The organism is Nitrospira sp., from assembly GCA_024998565.1.
Lineage (GTDB): Bacteria > Nitrospirota > Nitrospiria > Nitrospirales > Nitrospiraceae > Nitrospira_A.
On sequence record JACOEM010000008.1, the window covers coordinates 138,193 to 159,101 of the forward strand.

Sequence of the window (20,909 nt, forward strand, 5' to 3'; positions counted from 1 at the left end):
TCGCCTCGCACATCACGGCAGTCGGTCCTACTGCTTGATGCATTCCACTTCCAACGTGATCTCCACCTCGTCGCCGACCGCCACGCCGCCGGTATCCAAGACCTTATTCCAGACCATACCGAAGTCTTTCCGGTTGATCTTTCCCTGGGCGGAAAATCCCGCCCGCGTGAGCCCCCGGGGATCTTTGGGCAAAATACCATTGAAGGTTCCGGTCAGCGCGATCTCCTTCGTGACACCCAAGAGGGTGAGATTGCCCTTGGCGACATACTGATCGCCCTCCTTAGCAAAGGAGGTCATGCGATAGGACAGCGTCGGATATTTTTCTACGTTGAAGAAGTCCGCGCTCCTCAGATGGGCGTCGCGCTTGTCATGATTCGTGGCGATCGACGCGGTCTTGATGTCGGCTTCGAGCGCCTTGACGGTCTTGACCTCGGGATCCATCTCGATGAACCCCGTGTAGTCCATGAACCGTCCCGTGGTCTTGGACACCACCATGTGGGCCACCTTGAATCCGACGATCGTGTGATCAGGATCAACATGATACCGTTCAGTGGCGGCCTGCAAAGGAACCGCCGCGAGCACACCGGTCACCATCAACGCGAACCGAAACCAAGATTGTGGGCGCATCACCTTCTCCTTCTTCAAGAGGGACCACGGTAGCCCCCATTCTCGCCTCTCACCGGAACGCTGTCTACCGATGCCTGCTCACAGACGCTACAGAACGGGTCCGGTGAGCTGCCACACGCCTGAATCGACTCACTTCATTCTCTATCCCCTGCTGTGCCCCGCGCGCGGCAAACGCCGGCGCGATGCCGCAGAACGATTCGGCCGTCGACCGGCTACTGCGAATGATTCATGACTGCCGTCGCGAGGCGTTCGAGACGGAAGCCCGCCGAGGCTGCTCGCACGTAAGGCCGACGCAGGCGTACTCGCAGTCCGTCGAGGAGGCCGAACGAGAGCAGCCACGCCGAGCGAGAGGATCGGACGCCGGAGCAGGGATGCGTGAAGAGTCCGGGCTAGGCCAGCCCGAGCCACTCCCTGACACCCGGGATACGGCGCAACAGCGCTCGTTCCACGAACAGCACCAGAATCAGCGAGGCGGCGAACAGTGGGAAACTGACCCCGAACAGCAGCATGAGGGCTCCGACACCCCAGGAGACACTCGCAGGGGATCGCGGCGGCGCGCCGAGCGATCCCCGCAGACGTCGACGCCACCACATGGTCACGCCACTCACAACGATGAGGAGCAACCCGCAGGCAGTCAGCAGCCCCAGCAGTTGGTTCGGCCAGCCGAAGAGCTGCCCTTCATGAGCCGCCACCCCGACCGCCACGATCCGGTCGAGCAGGTGTCGGTCGGTGAAGCCTTCCCGTTTCAGGACCGCGCCGGTCGCCCCATCCAGCGTGAGAGTGACGCGACGCGGACGATTTTGTGTCTCCGATTTGGCCGTCCAATGAACGGCACGTCCCGCCGGAGGCGAAATCAGCACGGGTGCGGCCAGATCAAGAGGGGCAACGGTACTGACCAACCGGTCGATCGTGGCGTAGTCCGGCGACCGGTCGAGCGGCACGTGTCCCGGCGCAGTGCCGTGCTCTCCATGCCCGCCGGTCGCGGCGGCCGGTATGACGGCGGCAGCCGCGCCGACCGGCCAATCCTGGTGGACCACAGCGGTGCCGGTCAGCCGCCGCACTTCTTTGAAATACTCCCCCCACACCTTGGCCCATGGCAGGCCGCTCACCAGCAGGAACAGCGTGAAGCACGAGATCCACACACCGGTGACGACGTGCAGATCGCGCCAGAACAGCCGTCCGCCGCCCGCGAGTCGCGGGTACAGGGTTCCGGCCAACCCACGGCCCTGCCGTGGCCACCACAGGTATAATCCCGTGACGATCATGATGATCGTCCACGAGGCCGCCAGTTCCACGATGGCCGACCCGAAATTCCCGATCAAAAGTTCGCCGTGGAGTCTGAACATCAGTCGCATGAACCGGTCATCTTCATGGACGATGTGGAGAACCTGCAGGGTCTCCGGATGAACGTACACCCGGGTCTTGTCACGACTACGTTGCACGATGACCCGTACCGCCGCGTTCGGCGAAAGCGGCACTTCATAAGCCGCGAGCGTGGTACCGGGCACGGCGGCCAACGCGGCCTTGACATGGGCATCAGCCCCGGCGGCGGGCCCGGCGATGGAAAGTCGGTCGTAGGGACGGTCGAGCCAGGCCTCAACTTGCGGCTTGAACAGATAGACGGCGCCGCTCACTGCCAGCACGACGATGAACGGAATGCAGAACAGGCCCGCATAAAAGTGCCACCGCCAGACGGTTGGATACGCGATACCGGGCCCACAGGATGCCGACTGGCTTCGTGTCGTCATAGTTCCTCCCTCCGCGCAACCGTCGCCCATCTTCGCGCCGTGAGAGCGCGACGCCCTCACCCGCATTCTTCATGCGCACTTTTGCTGCAATCGCCGATTCACTGCTGCGACGGGCCTTCGGCCGGCGGGCTCGCCCCTCGGACTCTCAACGTACTGCACGAGTACGCCTTGGGTCCTCCCAGCTCCGCGCGCCAAGACACGGCCGGCTCACCGCCTCGCCGGCGTCCGCAAGCGTGGCTCGACTTATTCGTCGAGCCGCGGACCTCGCAACGTGACTCGGCGATTTCGCGACGAACCGTCATGAATAATGCGGGCTAATCCGATTCGGATGGGTTAAAACAATCCCAACGTCACCCCGGCATACAACGCCCGGCCATAGCCGGCAAAAAACAGCGTCTTATTGGCATCCGGCGTGCTGTCGGCAATCACGCCGCCGGAGCCGACGTACCGCTTGTCAGCAATGTTGTCCAATTGCAGATAGAACTTCGCGAACCGGAACCACGAGGTGGGGCTGAACTCAATCGTCTTGTGAAGATTCGCGTTGAAAAGCCAATAGGCCGGGGCGCCGACGGTGTTACCGTTGTTGAGGAAATAGCTGTTCCAGTAAGTGGTTTCGAGCCATCCGCCCCAGCCCGAGGGATGGTCGTATTCTTCTTTAACATTCAACACGTCGCGCGCCACGTTGGGCACCCGCTTGCCGTCTTGCAACAGGCGGGTCACCGGCCCCACACCGCCCACTTGGAATTGATCGGCAAAATTGATGTAGTGCGCGTCGATGTGCGTGTACGCGCCGGAGAACCGCCAGCCCGGCAGCGGCCGCCAATCGTAGCTCGCCTCGATTCCCCGGTATTGCGAGGCATCGGCGTTGATCGCGAACGAGCCCGCCGTGGTCGAATTGACCTGCGTGATGATCTCGTCTTTCACAAAGACCCAGAAACCGACCAACTGCATGGCGAAGGTCTTGTGCAGTCGCGAGTCCGTGCCGATTTCAAAGTTGTAGTTCTTCTGCGGCTTGATCGAGAAATTCGTGCCGGCAAGCCCGTCCAAGCCGGTCGTTAAATTGGCGAACCCCGGAACCGAATAGCCGGTCGATGCGCGCATCCACTGACGAGTGGCGTCGGTCGGCCGCCAGGACAGCGAGACTTCCGGCGCCCAGTTGTAAAAGGTCCGGTCGGCCCCGGCGCGTGTATTCACGGCGCCGCCCGCATTGTAGTCGATGGTCTGCACGCTGACCTGCGACTGTTGAAACCCCACGCCCGCGGCCAGGGTCCACTTGGGCACGAACTCCAGTTCCTCGCGGAGACGGCCCCCGATATTCCGCATCGTTCCTCGGCTATTCTGCGCCAGCGTCCCGCGCGTCCCATTGAAGTCGCCGAGGTTTCGGAACGTTTGCGACTCCTGTTCCATATTGTTCGCAAAGAACCCGAGGTAACTTTTCAGCGGCATCTCGCCCAATCGACCGTCGTGCCGCAGGTCGGCATAGCCCTTGAAGTTGGGATAGAAGGCGTCGTTGATCTGCGTGAAGGTTTGATTGATGTCCCGCACGTCGTAGTCCGCTTCCAACGTAAACACGGTGTTGGCATCGATCTGCCGCTCGTACATGCCGCCGATCACCGTGCGACGATCAAGTCGCCGTTGTGCGAGTCTCGCCGCGTCGTTGCCGAGAGTGGTGCCGCCGGTCTGTCGCGAATCGGCATCGAATTGCGCCTGCGTCAGGCGCGTCGGCACGTTGGCATTGAGCGCGTTGGAGACCGCCTTCACGTAGAAATTGTCCTTATCGCCCAGCTTGAACCGGAAATTGAGATTGACCGTTTGGGTGTCGTAATTGCTTCGCCGGATGTAACCGTCCTCGGCCGCGTGACTGGCGAAAACCGCAATGTCCACGTCGTTGAATTCCCGACCGATCGCTACCGCATATTTTTGATATCCATAGGAGCCTCCACTCAAGAACGTTTCGACACCGTTGATATCGCCGCCGCGACGCGTCTTGAAATGAATCATGCCGCCGAGTGCAGCGTTATCGTAGAGCGACGACGAGGCCCCCCGGGTGATTTCCACACTTTGCATGAACCAGGGATCGTGCATGTCGAGGCGGGAGAATCCATCCGACTGTGTCTGCCCGATACCGTCTTCATAAAACTTCAGATCGCGAACCACGCCTGTCGTCTTCACCCCGGAACCACGGATGGAGACGCCAAAATCCCGCGGACCATTCGCTGAACGAAGCACGACGCCGGGCAAAGACTCCATCGATTCCTTCATGGTGCGTGTCGGCTGAGAATCGGTCTCCGATCTGGGGGTGGACGAGAACGCCAGCCCTTCCGGATGCTTCTGCACCCGTTTGCTGACAATGCTGATATCGGCTAACTCATACACCGGTGCTTCCTCGGGAGCCGCCGGCCCGCCGGCTTCGTGAGGCGTCTCTTTGTACAGTTGCGGCCGCTCGCCGGCCGGCAGCGCTTCGTCTCGCCGACGGCCGATTTCCTCCAACTCCTGCAGAAGTTTCTCTCGCTCCTGGACGTTCTGCTGCAACCGCTCGCGTAAGACCTGCTCCGATTGAGCCGGGCCCCCGACCGGAACCGAAGCTTCGCCCTGGGCCCACGCAGGAGAGCCGGTCAGCACACACACCAACACCGCTCCCCACACACCTGCGTCTACCGATCTTCGCACGACCATCTGACTCCTCCCTTCTCCGCAACCCACTATGTTCAGTCCAGGCCTTAGGTCCGCGTCACTTCCAAACTCACCTGTTGGAATCCAAGCCCACGGATGCGATCGACGACGGCGACAAATCGTTCCAGTCGGGTGACCTTGTCTGCCCGGACCAGCACCGGAGATTGGCGTGAATGGGTCGCCAGGGCGGTATCCAGTTGTTCGTCGGTGATGGCCCGGTCCTCCACGAAGACCGTGCCCTCTGCCGTGACCGTCACAACAATCGGCCGGTCCTGCCGGTCGCTCGACGTCGAGGCTTTGGCAAGATTGACCGGGATCTGTCCCGTCGTGATGAACGTCGCGGTGGTCAGCACGATCACGAGCAGCACCAGCATGATGTCGACCAGGGGAATCACATTGATTTGATCGACCTCACGCTCCACGGTGCGCCTTGTACTGCGCGAGCAACTCGCTGACGCGCCGCCGGAGCACGTTGTTCATGACGACGCAGGGAATCGCGACGACCAGCCCCGCCGCCGTCGCCTTCAGAGCGAGGCTCAGGCCGATCATGATCGTGGTGACCGCCATCGCGCCGGACGTGCCCATGGTGTGGAAGGTGAGCATGATGCCCAACACGGTCCCGAGCAGCCCGATATAGGGTGCATTCGCCGCGACGGTGCCGATTACCACCAGGCGTTTGGTCAACGCGATTTCACATTCCTCGATCGACGCGAAGGCCCGCACATCGATCCGCTGGTAGTACCACCAGCGCTCGATGGCCACGGCCACCGCCCACAGGCTCAACCCGACCAACAGTCCGATCACGCCGTACTCCACCAGTTCCTTGAGTCCTTCCATCCATCGCTCCTGCATCACATGCCATGTCGATTGCTGTACAACTAGCGCGCTTCCGACAAAGACAGACCGACGACCAGAGGCCGCAAATTGCGAATCTGAACGGGTGTCGGGACCGGCCTGACGGTCGCGCAGAAGCGCCGTGAGACTTCCCCGCTGCGATGATGACTCCCGGAATGGCAGGCGGAGGTAGGACGGCCTACTTCGGCAACTCAACGGCGACAAGTCTACGCTCGCCCAGACCCTTCCTGCATGACGGGACGGAAGTGTAGTGAGCCGAGGCCGGCCTGTCTACCGACGAATGCCTGTGGATGCTACAGCGGAGACGATTCAGTCGAGGTGGGAGGTGAGGAACTGTTCGAGTTCCTTCAAAACGTGAATCCTGTCCTGCTCTCGACTCAGCGCCTGATCGGCGAAGGGAAGTTCCACATATCGATAGGTCGTCACATTCGCCGACTTCAGTGCCTCAGCCATGTCTCGACCATGCGACACCGGCACCGCCCGGTCCATGGCGCCGTGCATCAGGAGCAGCGGTATGCGAATCTCCTTCGCATGAAAGACCGGCGAGGTGTCACGCAGCCGCTCACGGTCGGTCCACCAAGAGCCGACACGCATTTCGGCCATCGGTTTCTGACTCAAATACCACCGGCTGTCGGACACGACCTGCGGTAAGTCCGTCACCCCGCCCAGGCTGACGGCGCAGCGATAGAGATCCGGCGTCTTCACGGCGCCCATCAGCGCAGCGTACCCTCCATAGCCCGATCCGACGATACAGACACGGTTGGCATTAGCGATGCCGGAGCGGATGGCGTACTGCACGGCATCGGTCAGGTCGTCCTGCATCTCCAGGCCCCAGCGTTGAAATCCGACACGCAGGAATTCGTCTCCATACCCTTCGGTGCCTCGAAAGCGTGGCTCCAGCACGGCCCAACCGCGACTGACAAACCACTGCGTCCAATAGTTGTAGGCACCTGGCGATCGCGAGGCAGGGCCGCCATGAGGAAATACAATCATCGGAAGTTGGCGCGGGTCCCGATCCTTGGGAACGGTCAGGAAGACCTGCAGCTCCTTGCCGTCCCGCGCCGTCACATAGGTCGTGGTAGGAGCAGACAGCGCGGCCGTCTCAAGATCGGGGTACGACTTGCCAAGCAACACCATCCGTCCGTCGCGCTCATCGAAGACCGACCATCGCGGGGGATGCGCCGCACCGCTCGACTTCACGATATGCAGCCGCCCGTCGTCGCTGCTGCTGTGAATGACATTGACCGATCCCGGAAGCGCCCGGTCGATGCGCGCCTGCAAACGCTGGGCGTCGTAGTCCCAGAAAAGCACCCGCTCATCCGCCCTGCTGTAACGAACGCCGACCACCTTCTTGCGTCCCGGCGCATAGACCAACTCACCGGTCAGGTCATACTTCGGATCGGCCACCACGAGGATACGATCCGCCGCGCGGTCTACCACATTGATCTTAAAAATCGCTGCTTTGCCCCGATGCTGATCCCTCACATAGAGCCAGGCGGGATCGGCATCGAAGGCCAAGGGTACGAGCCCGGTTTCTTTTGCCAGGTCATACTCGGCCAATTCGCGCCAGAGATTGGACTCCGGCTGCTTGAAGATCGCATGCACGGTCGTCTGGAATTGGCCCACCCCCGCACGCACGTTCCCTGCCCGATCGGCAATCCACTGCAAAATCGCCCTGGTGTCCGGTTGAGAACTAGGATTCGCCTGGACCAATTGCCGATCGCCGGAATACACGTCCACCTTGTAGACATCCGGAGCATTGGGGTGCTCCAGATCGAGGGCGATCAATACGTGCTTGGGATCACCGGGAATCGTGCCGACCAGCTGATCTTGGAATTGAGGAAAATGTTTCTGTCCGAAAATCGATGAAAAAGCGCCCTGCTTGAACAAATTGGCGGTTTGTCCTGACCCATCGCGATTCACCGCCAACAACCGAGTCTCGATCGAGTCGATCGCATTCCGCGTTGCTCCGAACCGGATACTCACCAGCAGCCGCTCATCATTGACCCAGCGAAACCAAGTAATGATGTATTCACGATTGTCCGTCGAGACGGCACGGTGCACATCTTGTCCCGCAACGGTTTGGGTATCGAGAACCGTGTGCCCTTCATGATTGCGGAGCACCGCCAGATGCCGACCGGAGGGGGACAGTTGAATGGATTCAATGAGGGGAAGCGAGGCGAACGCCGCGGTGGGCGGTGATGCAGAACCGGACTCGGCGTAGACCGGCACCAGGCTCCAGACAAGTAGCAGAACAGTGACAAGTCCGTAGATGGCCGGCACGGTCTATCCCTACAGTTACCAGGACATGCCCATCCGGGGTCATACCCGACGGATTCAGTTATCACATGTTCGCGTGACGGTCGTCCATCCCATTTTTTAGGCAAGCGGATGTCGCAAAGGGTTACACCTGTATCGCAGGGGAAACTTTCTGCAGTCTGCGGGGCTCATCATCAGACGAGCCCCGCACTAGCGAAACGGACCGCGGTCTAAAACTTGTACTCGACGCCTGCAAACCCACTGATACCCAACGCCGCGTTGGCAAATCGATTGAACTGGTCGTTCACGACCACCGCCCCGGCATAGGTTTTATCGGTCAGGTTGCGCCCTTCGGCGAAGAGGATCCAATGATCGTTGATGGTATAGCCGGACCGCAGATTGACCACGAAGTAGGACGGATTCTTGATCGTGTTCAAATAATCTGTATAAAACCCGGACATGGACCACTCGATATTCGGCGCGATCCACCAACCAGCCGGATGATCGTAGCGAGCCTCCACGTTCAAGCTGTGCTCCGGCGCGCCGGCCACGGTATTTCCGGCTTTCGCAATGAGCACGTTGGGGCCGCCGATCCCGCCGCCGCGCACATCGTCGGTGAACTTGAAGCGCGACCAAGTGTAGGCCACCCTAGTCTGCAGACTATCCTCCTTCCCTGCTCCTCCCTGCACGAAGAGCCCCTTCTTCAGGACCATACCGCCGCCGGCCTCGACGCCGGTGTGCCTGGTGCCGTTGGCATTTTGAAAGGTCCCGGTATTATTGATGATCGTGGTCAGAAGTTCCTTTTGCATTTCTAGGTTGTAGACCGTCACGTCCCAACTGTACCGCTTGTCCGCGGACGTGCCCCGATGCCCTAATTCCAACTGCCAGGCGCGTTGCGCATCCAGATTCAGGAATCCGGTGTTCGGCGAGCCATTGGCATTGAACGAAGAAAGCAATTCGATGTTGATCGGTGCCTCATAGGCCCGGCTGGCGTTGAAATAGAGCTGCGAGGTCTGCGTCGTACGATAGACGAATCCGAGCTTCGGATTGATCGCATCGAAATGTTGCAACGGCCGCTGCGTACCGGTCAGTGTGGAGGGCGTCGCCGGATTGAACGGATTGCCGGCCGGCCCGTAGTTATCCACCGTCGCCTGGCGAGTCGTATAATCCCACCGACCGCCGACCACGATCGTGAAGTCCTTCGTGGCATCGAACGCATCTTCGGCGTAGGCTCCGAAATAGGTACTCTTCGCCCTAAAGCTATTCGTTAAAGCCCCGATACTCCCATTGATGTTCACATACCGATCTTGCCGCTGGTCGCCATAGCGCGGCTGGAAGCCCATGACGAACGAGTTGTTCTTGCCAAACAGTGAATTCGAATTCACATAGCGGAGTTCACCACCAACATTGTAAGAATGCATTCGGAGAGTCTGATAGATCGGGTGATCCTCGTATTGATTCGAGAAGTAGGGAATGATTTCAAAGTATTGATTGGACGCAAATTCATTGTGGTACGCGATGCCGATCCGTTGAAGGTTGTAATAGCGCCCCCAGGTACACGTTTGGTTGTTCGTGACACAGGCAAAAAACGGAGGCGCTCCGGGAGGGCTTTGACCTCCCGCCTGTCGGCGATTGAAAAACAGCTGCTCATTGGTCAGTGAGCCGGGCAGCCGTTCTGCGACGTTCGCCTGCAGAAAATACGCTCGGATTTCCTGATGGTTGCCGAGTTGCACACCGATGTTGGCATTAATGCGTTCGCGGGCCTGCTGACTGTTGTCCTGGAACCCGTCCTGCCGGTTCCCGGACACGCTGATGTAATAGTCCATCGTCGCATTCATACTGCCGACCTGGAAGGGCTGAGTGACTTTGCCGCTCGACACCTGCCCGCTCACCATGCCGAAGCTGCCGGCCAGCATCCGCATCTGCAACGTCGAGGCGCTATAACCGGTACGCGGCACAAAATTGATGGCGCCGCCGATGCTGTTGGCACCGTACCGTAGCGCATTAGCGCCTTTATAGACTTCGATCCGTTCATAGGCCATGAGGTCGATCGATTCGAAGTCGGAAAATCCGTCCGCGTCGCCGAAGAAGATCCCGTTGATCAGAATATTGATGCCGCGATGATGGTAGTTGGTGCGGAGCGTCGTACCGCGGATCTGAAACTGGCCTTCATCGGCACCAAACCGTGATTGGAACCGGACGCCCGGCGCAAACTGCAGGACGTCTTGCAGATTGATAGCCCGCGACTCGGTAATCTGTTTCTCTTCGATCAGAATATTGCTGCCTGGTCGGCGAGCAAGTTCCTGCTTCACATCCTCGACATTTTCAATCCGCTTTCCCCTCACCTCCACGGGATCGACCACGACGACCGGGGCCTCCTGATCAGACGGCTCCTCGGTCGCCTGCGCGACAGACGGTTCGATCCCCACAATCAAAGCCGCGGCCAGACAGGCCGCCGCCGTTCCTCTTCCCCACCACACCACTGCCTTCATCGCTCGACTCCTCCTGCAAAAATAAATAAAAAGACACGATCATATTGACTGACCGGTCCAGGCCGCCTGACTTGTCAGTGAGCCCGGTGACCGGCTCCTGAAGGGGCGGCGTCATGACGGAAGGAACGATCGAGATTCACCCCCTGCTTGAATCGCCGCACGATGCGCTGCACCTGCGAAAAATCCTCGACGGGGTTGCCGGCCAGAGCGACAAAGCTGGCCTCGTACCCTTCGTCGAATCGCCCGATCCGACGGCCGGGGAAAATCGAAGCCGGCGTGTCCTCACACCACATCTTGAGCAGCGTCAGATTGTCGAAGAGATGAAACCTGTCCAGCTGCAACACTTCCGCCAGCGATGTCTCGGCATGGTCGCTGCCGACCACGACGCGCACGCCCGCGCGATGGAGTAACGCAATGTTGTCCTTGAGAATCTGTACCCGATCATCATCCGGCGCCGCCGGATGATGATCGGACATCCCGGATGCATGCCCGTCGTGATGCCCGTGCGGATGATGTCCCGGAACCGAGGGCATGGCGCTTCCCGCCACTGCGGTGGTCACGACCCGCACGTGACGTTCCAAGGCCAAGCGCGCATCCGCTTCCGTGAGTCGGGCGGACTCCCCATCGGCGGCACTGGTCACCAGCCACCCCGGCACATGCGCGATCTCATCCACTCCTGCACGAACCGCCTGTCGAAAGTCCGCCGCCGTTTCGACATGGGCCGTCACCTGCAGCCCCGCGGCATGGGCCTTGGCGACAATCTGTGACACGAGTCGCGGATGGAGACCGCTTCGTTGCGGGGAATGTCCGGACTTTCCGGTCGCGGCCTCGTCTTCGGAGTGCACGAGATAGACTTTCAGAAAGTCGGGTCGGCCGCTTGTGATCAACGGCCATTTCGTCTCCAGATCCGCGTCGGTGTCGAGCACGATGTACGACCGGTTCTCAAACCACCCCCGCTCGATGGTTCCGATCACCGGCTCGTATCGGCTCGTCCGCAAGACGTCCTCATACAACGCCACGGGATGGCCGCCCCGCCCCGTCAGTCCGGCATGGGCGAAGATCGCATCGATGCTTGTCGGTCGATTGATCGCGCTCCGAATCTGCAGGGCGAGGTCCCGGACGTTGTTCGGATTCTTCACGTAGAACACGCCGTCCTTGAGGTACCGCTCGGCCACCGCCTGAATATTCCACGAACCTTCCACGTTATGATTGTGCGCTTCCCCGAACGGCGGCACGACGAACAGGCCGGACAGATCCACCGTCTCGACTCGCCCCTGCGGCGGGGTGCGCGTCAAACGTCCCTGCACTGAATACCAGGTGGCGGCCTGAAACCCCTGGCCGTCGAACCATCGGCCGTTGATGAAGGCGTAGGAATCGCTCCCGGACGGCCCGGTCGGGTGCGACGCGTTCGACGATGAAGACAGGCCCGTCCCGCCCGCACAGCCGGCCAGGATCACAATCAGACACAACAGGATGCGACTCATACGTCCTCTCACCCGCTCACAACAGAGCGCATCGGCCTTCTCAGCGGCCGATCGCGCTCTCTGCAGCGCACACCTCAGACGGTCAGGTTCATTTCCTGCGTCTTATTGTTTTGCACCAACCGGTCCAGCGACGTGCGGAACACCCTGAGGCTCCCGCGGCCGATCTTGGTGCCCTCCAACCGCCCTTCCTCCACCCACCGATAAATCGTCCAGCGGCTCACGGCCAACACATCCGCCGCCTCACCGACCCGCAAGAGTTGCTTGTTCATGGCAATCTCCTTGTTAATCACGTCAGCCGGGGACATGAACCATGTCCCCGGCGCTTGTCCTAAAAGAATCCCAACGTCACCCCGATATACACCGACCGTCCATAGCCGGGCAGAAACGCCTGCTTGTTTGCGTCAGGCGTACTGTCCGCAATCGGCTGGGCCGCGGCCGCATATTTCTTGTCGAAAATGTTGTCGAGTTCGACATAGGTCTTCACAAACTTGATGAATCGGCTGTTATGCACCGGATAGGTGTAGTTCAGATTCGTGTTCACCAGCAGATAAGACGGCGAACCCAACGAGTTATTGTTGTTGATGAAGAAGCTGTCCGCCCAGGTGCCTTCAACCCACCCTCCGACGCCGGACTTCGCATGGTGGTACATGATCTTGCTGTTCAAGACGTTTTTCTCCACCGCCGGCACCTGATGACCGGCCTGATTGATCCGTGTAATCACACCGCCGGCCGAAAATTGATCGGTAAACTTCACGTACTTGCTTTCCATGTGCGTAAACGCGCCGGTCCAACTCAAGCCGGGCAGAACATCCGGGAGATACTTCCAGGCCAGCTCAACCCCACGATATTGGGACTCGTCGGCATTGGTGGCAAAGCTACCATTCGTCACGGCGGACAAGGGCACACTCTGATTGATGATTTCGTCTTTGAAGAAAATCCAGAACCCGACCAGCTCGATATTGAATTGTTTTGAGAGCCAGGAATTGGTTCCAAGCTCGACATTCAAATTCTTCTGCGGCTTCAGGTCTGGATTAAATCCCGGATTGCCATCCAATCCCGTGGTCAGATTGCCGAGCCCGGGGATCGCATAACCCGTCGAAGCGCGTGTCCAGATGCGCGTATCCTGAGTGGGCTTAAACGTGAGAGACACTTCCGGCGCAAAGTTATCATAGGTTTTGTCCACGGCGACTCGGTTGGCAAAGGTGCTGGTCGTCGCCGTCGTGGTGTAGTTGGTCACAAGGCCAGAGATCCGTGAATTCTCGTAATTGAAGCCCACCGCGGCAATCCATTTAGGAGCGAACTGCAACTCTTCCCGGAACCGCGCGCCGATATTTTTCTGCGTCAGCCTGGTCTGCTGCTGCAGCGGACCGAACGTCGCCGTGCCGTCGTTCTGGTTGCGATAACTTCCGCCTTCCTGTTCCATATAGTCGAAGAAGAAGCCCACCGTGCTTCTCAGCGGCATCCCCATCAGCTCCCCATCATGGATGAGGTTGGAATAGTGTTTGAAATTCGGATTGATGTTGGTGCTGACCGGCTGATTGATGTCCTTCACATCGTAGTCGCCTTCGATCTGGAGCAGCGTATTGGCATTGATCTGCCGCTCATAGAGTCCGCCGACAATCGTCCGTCGATCGCGCCGCTTAGAGTGGAGCGTTTCAGGATTCGTGGTGGCATTGGTAATGCCACCGAGTTGGCGTTCGTTTTGATCGAACTGGCGTTGCGTCAAACGTCCAGGGGAGCGGGCATCCAGGTCGTTATTGATCGCTTTGAAGTAAAAATTCTGTTTGTCGTCGATCTTGAACCGCAAATTTAGATTGACCGTCGCCGTATCGTACTCACTATGCGGCAGGAAGCCGTCTTCGCGGGCATAACTGGCGAACAACGAGGCGTCGAGGTTGGTGTATTCTTTCCCGATTGCGATCGCATATTTTTGATAGCCGTAGGACCCACCCGTCACGAAGGTTTCTACCCCGTTGATGTCCTTCCCGCGCCGGGTTTTGAAATGCACCGCCCCACCCAGTGCGTAGTTTCCGTACAGAGAAGAGGAGGCGCCTCTCACCACCTCCGTGCTTTCCATGAACCACGGGTCGTGGATATCCAGTCGAGACAACCCGTCCGACTGCGTCTGCCCGATGCCGTCCTCATAAAATTTGACATCACGCACTCCGAAACCATTTTTCGAACCCGACCCGCGAATGGAAACCTGAAAATCGCGAGGCCCGTTGCGCTGGCGCAGAATCACGCCGGGAATCGACTCCAACGATTCCCGCATGTTCCGGGTCGGTTGTGATTCCGTTTCGCTGCGCGGGGTCGCCGATAAGGTGATCCCCTCCGGACGCTTCAAGACCCGGTCGCTGATGATGCTGACATCGGCCAGCTCATACTGCGGGATCGGCTCGGCCGCCGCCGACGCGGAGGATTCCTGCACCGCCGTCGGTTGAACCGCTTGAACTGGCGTGACTACCGCGCCGCCGGCCGGTTTCTGTTGCAGTTCATCCAACTCGCGGAGAATGTTCTGTAACTGCTCACGCAAGTCACGCTCCCGCGCGCTCTTCTCGACCACGGCCCCGGTCACTGCTTCCTCCTGGGCGAACGAGGGAGATCCTCCAAAGGGTAACGCCATCACCAGAGCACAAAGACACAACACATACAGTCGGAATGAATGAACACGAGCCCACATAACTTCCTCCTGGCACAACTGTGCACACGACAGCAGAGACATACCCTTCCCGCCCCTGTCTGAACGGGCGAGAACAGCTGCTAGCACCGCTAGCGATGTAAAAAGGAATTACGAGAGAACGGGCGGCGCGCGAGAGGCGGCGTGGAAGCCCGCGCCGCCGGCGATGACGGTATGATCGCGCTCGACAACCAACGCGACCACAAGGAACGGATGAAGCACCAGCGCGGACGCCGCAGCATCCGACGTAGGATTGGCCTGACAGGCCCAGACACAGAAACTGGAGTGGGACACCGTCCCGCCATGATGATGGCCGACCGGCATGGGGTCGGCATGGTCGACGGCACAGGCCATGGAGAACAGGGCCAGGACCAGATAGATCCCCGCAAGTGCGGCCGCGAGTCCGACGGAGGGTGTCTTGAATCGACTCATGGCATCAGCCCCTGCAACGCCTGCACCACCTTGGGCGCATCCCACTCACGCGGTCCGACAGCACGGCCCAGCAAGGCTCCCTGCCGGTCGATGAACACCGTGGTCGGCAAGGCCCGCACCAGATAGGCTTGCGAGACATCCTGCTGTTCGTCGAACAGCACGGGGAGTTGCACGTTGAGATTAGCCAGGAACTGCTTGATGCCGGCGCGTTGCAAGTCGGTCGTGATGGTCAGCAACACGAAGCGGTCGGGGTCCAGCTGCCGTCGCAGACGCTCAAAGGCCGGCATTTCTTCTTTGCAGGGCCCGCACCAGGTGGCCCAGAAATTCACCACGACGACTTTCCCCTTCAAGTCCGCGAGTTGCACGGACCGGCCATCCAGCGACTGTAGCTCAAAGGCCGCAGCGGTAGTGCCCGGTGCAACCCGCGCGATTTTCAACGCGGCGAAAGGATCATCCGCCCATACAGGACCGGCCGTCGTGCTCAGCACAACCGTCAGCATGAGTCCCCTGAACAATCCCGTCAACTTCATCGTTCCAACCACAAGCCTGCCCGGTTATCGTACCGGTTCAGCCGCCACCTTCACTGAAGGGACCTTCATGGTCTGCACCACGATTTTATGACCGGGCATGCCATGCTCCATCCAGGCCAGGGCAAACAGGCCTTGACTATTCACGGCTACGACCGGAGTCTGGCTTTTTTTCTCGTTCACTTTGTGCGGCGCCGTAAAGGTTGCGCCACGATCCATCGAGACGCTCATCACCACATCCCGCTTGACCGGAGCCTGCTCCTCCCACACCACCACGATCCGTCCTTCCGGATCGACCGCAATCTGCGGATGGTCGGGAAAGGTGTTTTTCGAGATGTTCAACTTCCGCTTTTCAGAAAAGCTCTTCCCTCGGTCGTCCGAATAGGCGATGTAGACGGCGGGAATTTCGTCCGTTCCTTCGCTGTACCAGACGACGTAGAGACGTCCCTGACGGTCCACACCCATGGAGGCCGGACGATGCGGGCAGGCCGGGAACACCCACTGATCGTGCCCGACGATGACGGGCGCCTCGAAGGTCTCCCCGTGGTCCGTCGAACGCGCCACCACCGTTTCACGAACATTGCCTTCGAAAATCTTGCGCCAGGCTACGTAGACCATGCCCTCAGGACCACTCGTCATCGCCGTGCGGCAGCAGACACAGGTGCCCTCGTCTACCTTGAGATTCCTGGTGATCGTCGCGCCACGGTCCAACGAACGGGCCACGTAGGTGCCGGGCTCCTTCTTTCCTTCACGCCCGTCGATCCAGGAGAGGTGCAACCGTCCATCCGCATCACGATGCAGGGCATCGAAGGTATGTTGAATGACCCCCGGATCGTCGTTCACCGCGACGGAGGGCTGAAACGTCTTGCCCCCATCGATCGAGCGGCTCAATCGCAATTCCGTCGCGAAGGGCTGTTGCGGCGTGGCTTTCGGATGGGCCAGTCCCCAGGTGACAAACACGTCTTCCCCCTGCACGACCAGCGCCGGCGCTTCCTGACGCCAATAGGGCACGTCTTCCGGACGGTTGATACGTACCGGCGCTCCCATCGGCCCGCCCGGTTCTGCGCTGCGGGCGTACAGCACCGACCGCACGTCCTTATCCTCTTCCATCCACGACAAGGAGACCCGTCCCTGCTCGTCCACCTGCACGGACGGACCCACCAGGCTCTTCACCTTATGTTCGGTCGTCCACTTGGCGCCAAGCTGAAACCCGGTGAGCGGCTCTGCCCAGACCGGCCCCTCCGTCATCACACACCACAGACCGGTCGCGGCCATGAACGAACAGAGACCCGCTCTAACCCAGTTGTTGGAGCACATGGCAGATTCCTTTATTCCCCTTGGTTTCGTGAGCCATCCCCAGGAACGATGGTCCCGGTCGGCTCACGACTTCACCATTTGAAAGGACTTGGTGAGACCGAAAATGAAACTGGTCCCCTGCGCCAGGTTGTTGTTGGAATCCCGGGCAATGGGAATCTGCGAATAAAAATACACGGAGGTCATTCTCGTGAGCGGGGAATCAATCAACCCTTCCAAGCTGACCTGAAACCCCGGCGAGAACGCCAAGTACGTCGACCCGGTGCCGGGCACTCGACGATTCGCAATAAGCGCGTCGACTACCGCCGGATCGACCCCGCCGCCATTACCCGTCGGAGCAGACTGCTCGAGGGAAGCACTGATATTGTCATGCGTCAGGTACCGCCAGTTGACCTGTCCCATCAGCACCAACCACGGCAGCGTGACCAGATTGGCGCCGATATTCAAATTATACTCATCCCCGAATTGATAGCCGTCATTGTTCCGAAACGTATGGCGATAACTGGCGTAGGAAAATTGATTCAGCCGGTGAGGGATCAGTTCGTACGTCTGGTACAGCGACCCAATCAACCCCACATTGCCGCGCCCCAATTGCGTCGGCGACTCCATGACATGACCTTGACTGTCCTTAGTTTGCGTACTCCCGGTCGGAAGTTGAACGCCGAACCCTGCGACGAGCATGCTCCGCAGAGTCGGCAGAATGTTGTACTTCGCAGTCAGAATCATGTCGCCGACATTGTTGTCTCCGAAGTGTACCGGCTCGCCGTTTCCGTTATCTCCACCCTCCCCTAGGGCGTCCATGTGGCGATGCGTCCGCCAAAGATAGGGGATGGTGACCTGCACGGCGAATCGGTCCGTAATGCCGTAGTTCAAATCAAATGTCATCGTCTGAGTGATCGTGCGAGTTTCCTGATGATGATCTAAAATCAGCCGGCGCTGATCTTGGTTGATGGCTGGAATGATGCCCGACGTCCCGTCCAACAAACGCATGGGGGTATAGTTGTAGATTGAATTAAACGTCAGCAGGCCGGCTTGGGGCACCTGCTGCTGCGATCCGATCACCACAAAACACGTTACCGCACCGCAGGCGGCGTGAGCCGACGGCGACGCGGCGAGGCCGGCACTGAGCACACTTGCTGCACTCAACAGGGACACAAGAACTCTTCTACCAAGACACCACATCTCGCAGAATCCTTTCTCCGGTCAAGGCTGACGGTGAGAGATCCGGACGAACACCCAACCAGGGCCTCCGGCATGGACTCGCTCACAATGAATAAATCCGATGAATCGCTGACGCTGTTTAGGAAAGAGAGAAACGAGGAGGCCCCCGTGACGTCCGCGGGGCACGAGGTTCGGTCTGTAACGAATCGGTGGCTTCCTGATCGACCAGGCCGCTCAACCGAACATTGACTTCAAACAAACCCTGGACGGCGTCGAGGTCTTGCCCTGCCGCACACATCCAGGAACAGAGCACCGTGCTGTGGACGTCGGCCCCATGATGGGCATGGTGTGATACATGTTCCAACGCGTGGGGATAGACAAGCCCCTGGAGCGCCAGCAACGAGCAGGCGAGGAGGAGACTCACTGCAAGGTGACGGGTCCGGGTCATCAATCTCACCGAAGAGCCACCGTTTTGGCAGGCGTAGCGGCTTGAATCCGGCCGACAATGTCGTGAATTCTGGCCTCAGTCAACAGCCCACCCTTAATGTATTCCCGCACCACGCCGTTCTGATCGATGAAGACACTCACCGGCAAGCCGAACACGCCGTACTGGTTGGCCACTTTGTTTTCGTGATCGAGGAGCACAGGGAAGGTATGCTTATAGGCCACGATGTGCTCGCGCACCTTGCCTTCATCCTCCAATTCATTCACCGCCAACACGACAAACCCTTTTTCGCGCAGCTCATCGTACACGGTCTGCATCGCGGGCATTTCCGTTGTGCAGGGTTTGCACCAGGTCGCCCAGAAATTGAGAAGCACGACCTTGCCCCGGTATTGCTCAAGCTTATGCGACTTGCCGTCAAGATCCGTCAGCGAGAATTCACTGGCGGGCATCCCCGCAGCCGGCGGACGCGAGCCCATGGCCCACACCGTACCTGCCACTCCCACAAGCATCAAGACGGCAAGGACGATGCTGCCCTCCCACCAGCCTGTGCACGTTCGGTTCAAGAACGACCGGTTCCGCAATCTGTTCATGGCATCCCCTTCCTTTATGCGGCTGCTCACTTGCCCAACCCTCGAATGGAGAGATTGCTGTCCCGCCCGCCTTGCCCCGGCCTCACAATCACGCCCGGCACCGACTCCATGGATTCTTTCAGCGTCCGGGTGGGTTGGTCGCTCAGTTCGGTCCTCGGCACCGACGAGCGGCTGACCCCGTCCGGCTGCTGCTTCAATTGATTCAATTCCCGCTGAATGCGATCGCGATGCTTCTGAAGTTCCTCGATTCTCTGCTCCCGAGCAGAGTCGGAACCGACGGCCTGCCCGTCTCCAGCCCAAGCACAGCCCGCGGCAATCCACCAGGCCGCGAGAATCCCCGCACAGACAAGAATCGGGAAACCGGCCGGTCGCAGACCTTTGCTGACTCGATCCATGATCAGCGACTCACTCTTTCCCACACGGTCCGCCGGATGGTCACAATAGTCATCCAACGAGGCCGCCTAGCGATTCAGGCTGTAACTGACCGGCAGATGCAGCACGACCATCGGCGCGGTCAATTCATGCTTCATGTGCAGAGGACAGGCGCGCCGCACGGCTTCCATCGCCGCCTGATCCAACGACTCATGCCCGGAGCTTTTCACCACCTCGACATCTTTGAGTTGGCCGTCGTTGCGAATCGACACCTTCAGGACGACCTTGCCTTCCCAGCCGTTCAAGCGCGCAGTGCTGGGATAATGCCGGAGTTCGATGATGCGGCGATGCAGCGATTCGGCCAACCAGCCATAATCGGCTTTGGTGGCAGGTCTCGGCGTCGCCACGCGCGCCACGACTTGATGTTCTTGTAATGTCGCCGGATCCGGCTGCGCTGCGGCCACCGGCGCAGGGGCGGCAGCGACCGGTTCCGCCGGGGCAGGAGGAGCCGGTGCCGGCTCACTGACGGACGCGACGGCCTCCACGGCCGGTGCCGGACTTGGTGGAGCCGGTTCAGCCGCCGGGGCCGCCTGCACGACCGGCGCACTCGCCGTGACGATCGGTTCAGGCCTCGTCTCCATGACCGCCGGCGCACTCACCACTGCCTGGGCCTGATAGGTCTGCGCCGTCACCGGCGCCGCTTCCACCACGGTCTGCTCGACGGCCGCAGCAGTTTCCCGTACCACCTCAGCCGGCACCGCCGCTTGCATCAACGGTTCCGTTTTCTGGATTTCTTGCGGCTCAATGGGCTTGGCCTGTACCTGCACCACCTCCCTGGTCGGCTGAATCTGCTCCTGAGGACGAACCGTTTCAACGACCGGCTGCACCTCACGTTGGATCGCCTGCGGCACCACCCGGGTTTCGACCTGGCGTTGCACCGGCTGAGGCGGCGGTGGCACAGCACGCACCGGCTCGGGTCGCGGCTTCACGGGAGTCGGAGCGGGAGGCTGCACCTGCGGCACTGGAGCCGGCTCCTCCTGGCGCACCACTTCGCGCGGGGCCTCGACCAGCGCCACATCCCACTTGAACGGCTCCTTCTCCGCGATCATGGCCATCTTCGGCATCAGTCCGAATGCGGCGAGCGCGAGACAGGCGTGCAGCAGGAGCGATGCTCCCCACCCTGTCATCGATCGCTTGGGTTGCCACGATTGCGCCACGAGCACATTCTCCATGGGACACGTCCTTTCGAAACG

The 20,909-nt window shown here is 60.0% G+C and carries 18 protein-coding genes; all 18 read right to left on the reverse strand.

The window, feature by feature from the left end:
- Positions 1-27 precede the first annotated feature (27 nt).
- Positions 28-627, reverse strand: coding sequence for a YceI family protein (locus H8K11_14045; protein MCS6264872.1), 600 nt, complete (start codon positions 625-627; stop codon positions 28-30).
- A 389-nt stretch (positions 628-1,016) separates the two neighbouring features.
- The gene (locus tag H8K11_14050; GenBank protein ID MCS6264873.1) at positions 1,017-2,375 is read right to left on the reverse strand and encodes a PepSY domain-containing protein; all 1,359 of its coding nucleotides are present in this window, start codon (positions 2,373-2,375) and stop codon (positions 1,017-1,019) included.
- A 333-nt stretch (positions 2,376-2,708) separates the two neighbouring features.
- The gene (locus H8K11_14055; protein ID MCS6264874.1) at positions 2,709-5,051 is read right to left on the reverse strand and encodes a TonB-dependent receptor; all 2,343 of its coding nucleotides are present in this window, start codon (positions 5,049-5,051) and stop codon (positions 2,709-2,711) included.
- Between the two features lie 44 nt (positions 5,052-5,095).
- Positions 5,096-5,470, reverse strand: a complete 375-nt coding sequence (locus H8K11_14060) for a biopolymer transporter ExbD (GenBank protein ID MCS6264875.1) — start codon at positions 5,468-5,470, stop codon at positions 5,096-5,098.
- Positions 5,460-5,885 (reverse strand): TonB-system energizer ExbB, encoded by a 426-nt coding sequence (exbB, locus tag H8K11_14065; GenBank protein MCS6264876.1) that lies wholly within the window; start codon positions 5,883-5,885, stop codon positions 5,460-5,462. Before exbB ends, H8K11_14060 begins: the two co-directional genes overlap by 11 nt.
- A 327-nt stretch (positions 5,886-6,212) precedes the next feature.
- The gene (locus H8K11_14070) at positions 6,213-8,186 is read right to left on the reverse strand and encodes a S9 family peptidase (protein ID MCS6264877.1); all 1,974 of its coding nucleotides are present in this window, start codon (positions 8,184-8,186) and stop codon (positions 6,213-6,215) included.
- A 206-nt stretch (positions 8,187-8,392) separates the two neighbouring features.
- Positions 8,393-10,654, reverse strand: a complete 2,262-nt coding sequence (locus H8K11_14075) for a TonB-dependent receptor (GenBank protein MCS6264878.1) — start codon at positions 10,652-10,654, stop codon at positions 8,393-8,395.
- Positions 10,655-10,728: 74 nt separating this feature from the next.
- Complete coding sequence (locus H8K11_14080) at positions 10,729-12,138, reverse strand: amidohydrolase family protein (protein MCS6264879.1); 1,410 nt, start codon at positions 12,136-12,138, stop codon at positions 10,729-10,731.
- Positions 12,139-12,212: 74 nt separating this feature from the next.
- Positions 12,213-12,407 carry a helix-turn-helix domain-containing protein gene (locus H8K11_14085; protein MCS6264880.1) on the reverse strand — a complete coding sequence of 65 codons (195 nt, stop codon included), beginning with the start codon at positions 12,405-12,407 and terminating at the stop codon, positions 12,213-12,215.
- Between the two features lie 59 nt (positions 12,408-12,466).
- Complete coding sequence (locus H8K11_14090) at positions 12,467-14,818, reverse strand: TonB-dependent receptor (GenBank protein ID MCS6264881.1); 2,352 nt, start codon at positions 14,816-14,818, stop codon at positions 12,467-12,469.
- Positions 14,819-14,926: 108 nt separating this feature from the next.
- Positions 14,927-15,247, reverse strand: coding sequence for a hypothetical protein (locus tag H8K11_14095; GenBank protein ID MCS6264882.1), 321 nt, complete (start codon positions 15,245-15,247; stop codon positions 14,927-14,929).
- Complete coding sequence (locus tag H8K11_14100; protein MCS6264883.1) at positions 15,244-15,777, reverse strand: TlpA family protein disulfide reductase; 534 nt, start codon at positions 15,775-15,777, stop codon at positions 15,244-15,246. Before H8K11_14100 ends, H8K11_14095 begins: the two co-directional genes overlap by 4 nt.
- A gap of 24 nt (positions 15,778-15,801) precedes the next feature.
- Complete coding sequence (locus H8K11_14105) at positions 15,802-17,091, reverse strand: exo-alpha-sialidase (GenBank protein MCS6264884.1); 1,290 nt, start codon at positions 17,089-17,091, stop codon at positions 15,802-15,804.
- A gap of 63 nt (positions 17,092-17,154) precedes the next feature.
- Positions 17,155-18,243 carry a hypothetical protein gene (locus H8K11_14110; GenBank protein MCS6264885.1) on the reverse strand — a complete coding sequence of 363 codons (1,089 nt, stop codon included), beginning with the start codon at positions 18,241-18,243 and terminating at the stop codon, positions 17,155-17,157.
- A gap of 145 nt (positions 18,244-18,388) precedes the next feature.
- Positions 18,389-18,697 carry a hypothetical protein gene (locus tag H8K11_14115; GenBank protein ID MCS6264886.1) on the reverse strand — a complete coding sequence of 103 codons (309 nt, stop codon included), beginning with the start codon at positions 18,695-18,697 and terminating at the stop codon, positions 18,389-18,391.
- A 5-nt stretch (positions 18,698-18,702) separates the two neighbouring features.
- Complete coding sequence (locus H8K11_14120) at positions 18,703-19,284, reverse strand: redoxin domain-containing protein (GenBank protein ID MCS6264887.1); 582 nt, start codon at positions 19,282-19,284, stop codon at positions 18,703-18,705.
- 26 nt (positions 19,285-19,310) lie between these two features.
- Positions 19,311-19,679, reverse strand: coding sequence for a TonB-dependent receptor plug domain-containing protein (locus H8K11_14125; protein MCS6264888.1), 369 nt, complete (start codon positions 19,677-19,679; stop codon positions 19,311-19,313).
- 66 nt (positions 19,680-19,745) lie between these two features.
- The gene (locus H8K11_14130; protein ID MCS6264889.1) at positions 19,746-20,888 is read right to left on the reverse strand and encodes a TonB family protein; all 1,143 of its coding nucleotides are present in this window, start codon (positions 20,886-20,888) and stop codon (positions 19,746-19,748) included.
- Positions 20,889-20,909 lie beyond the last annotated feature (21 nt).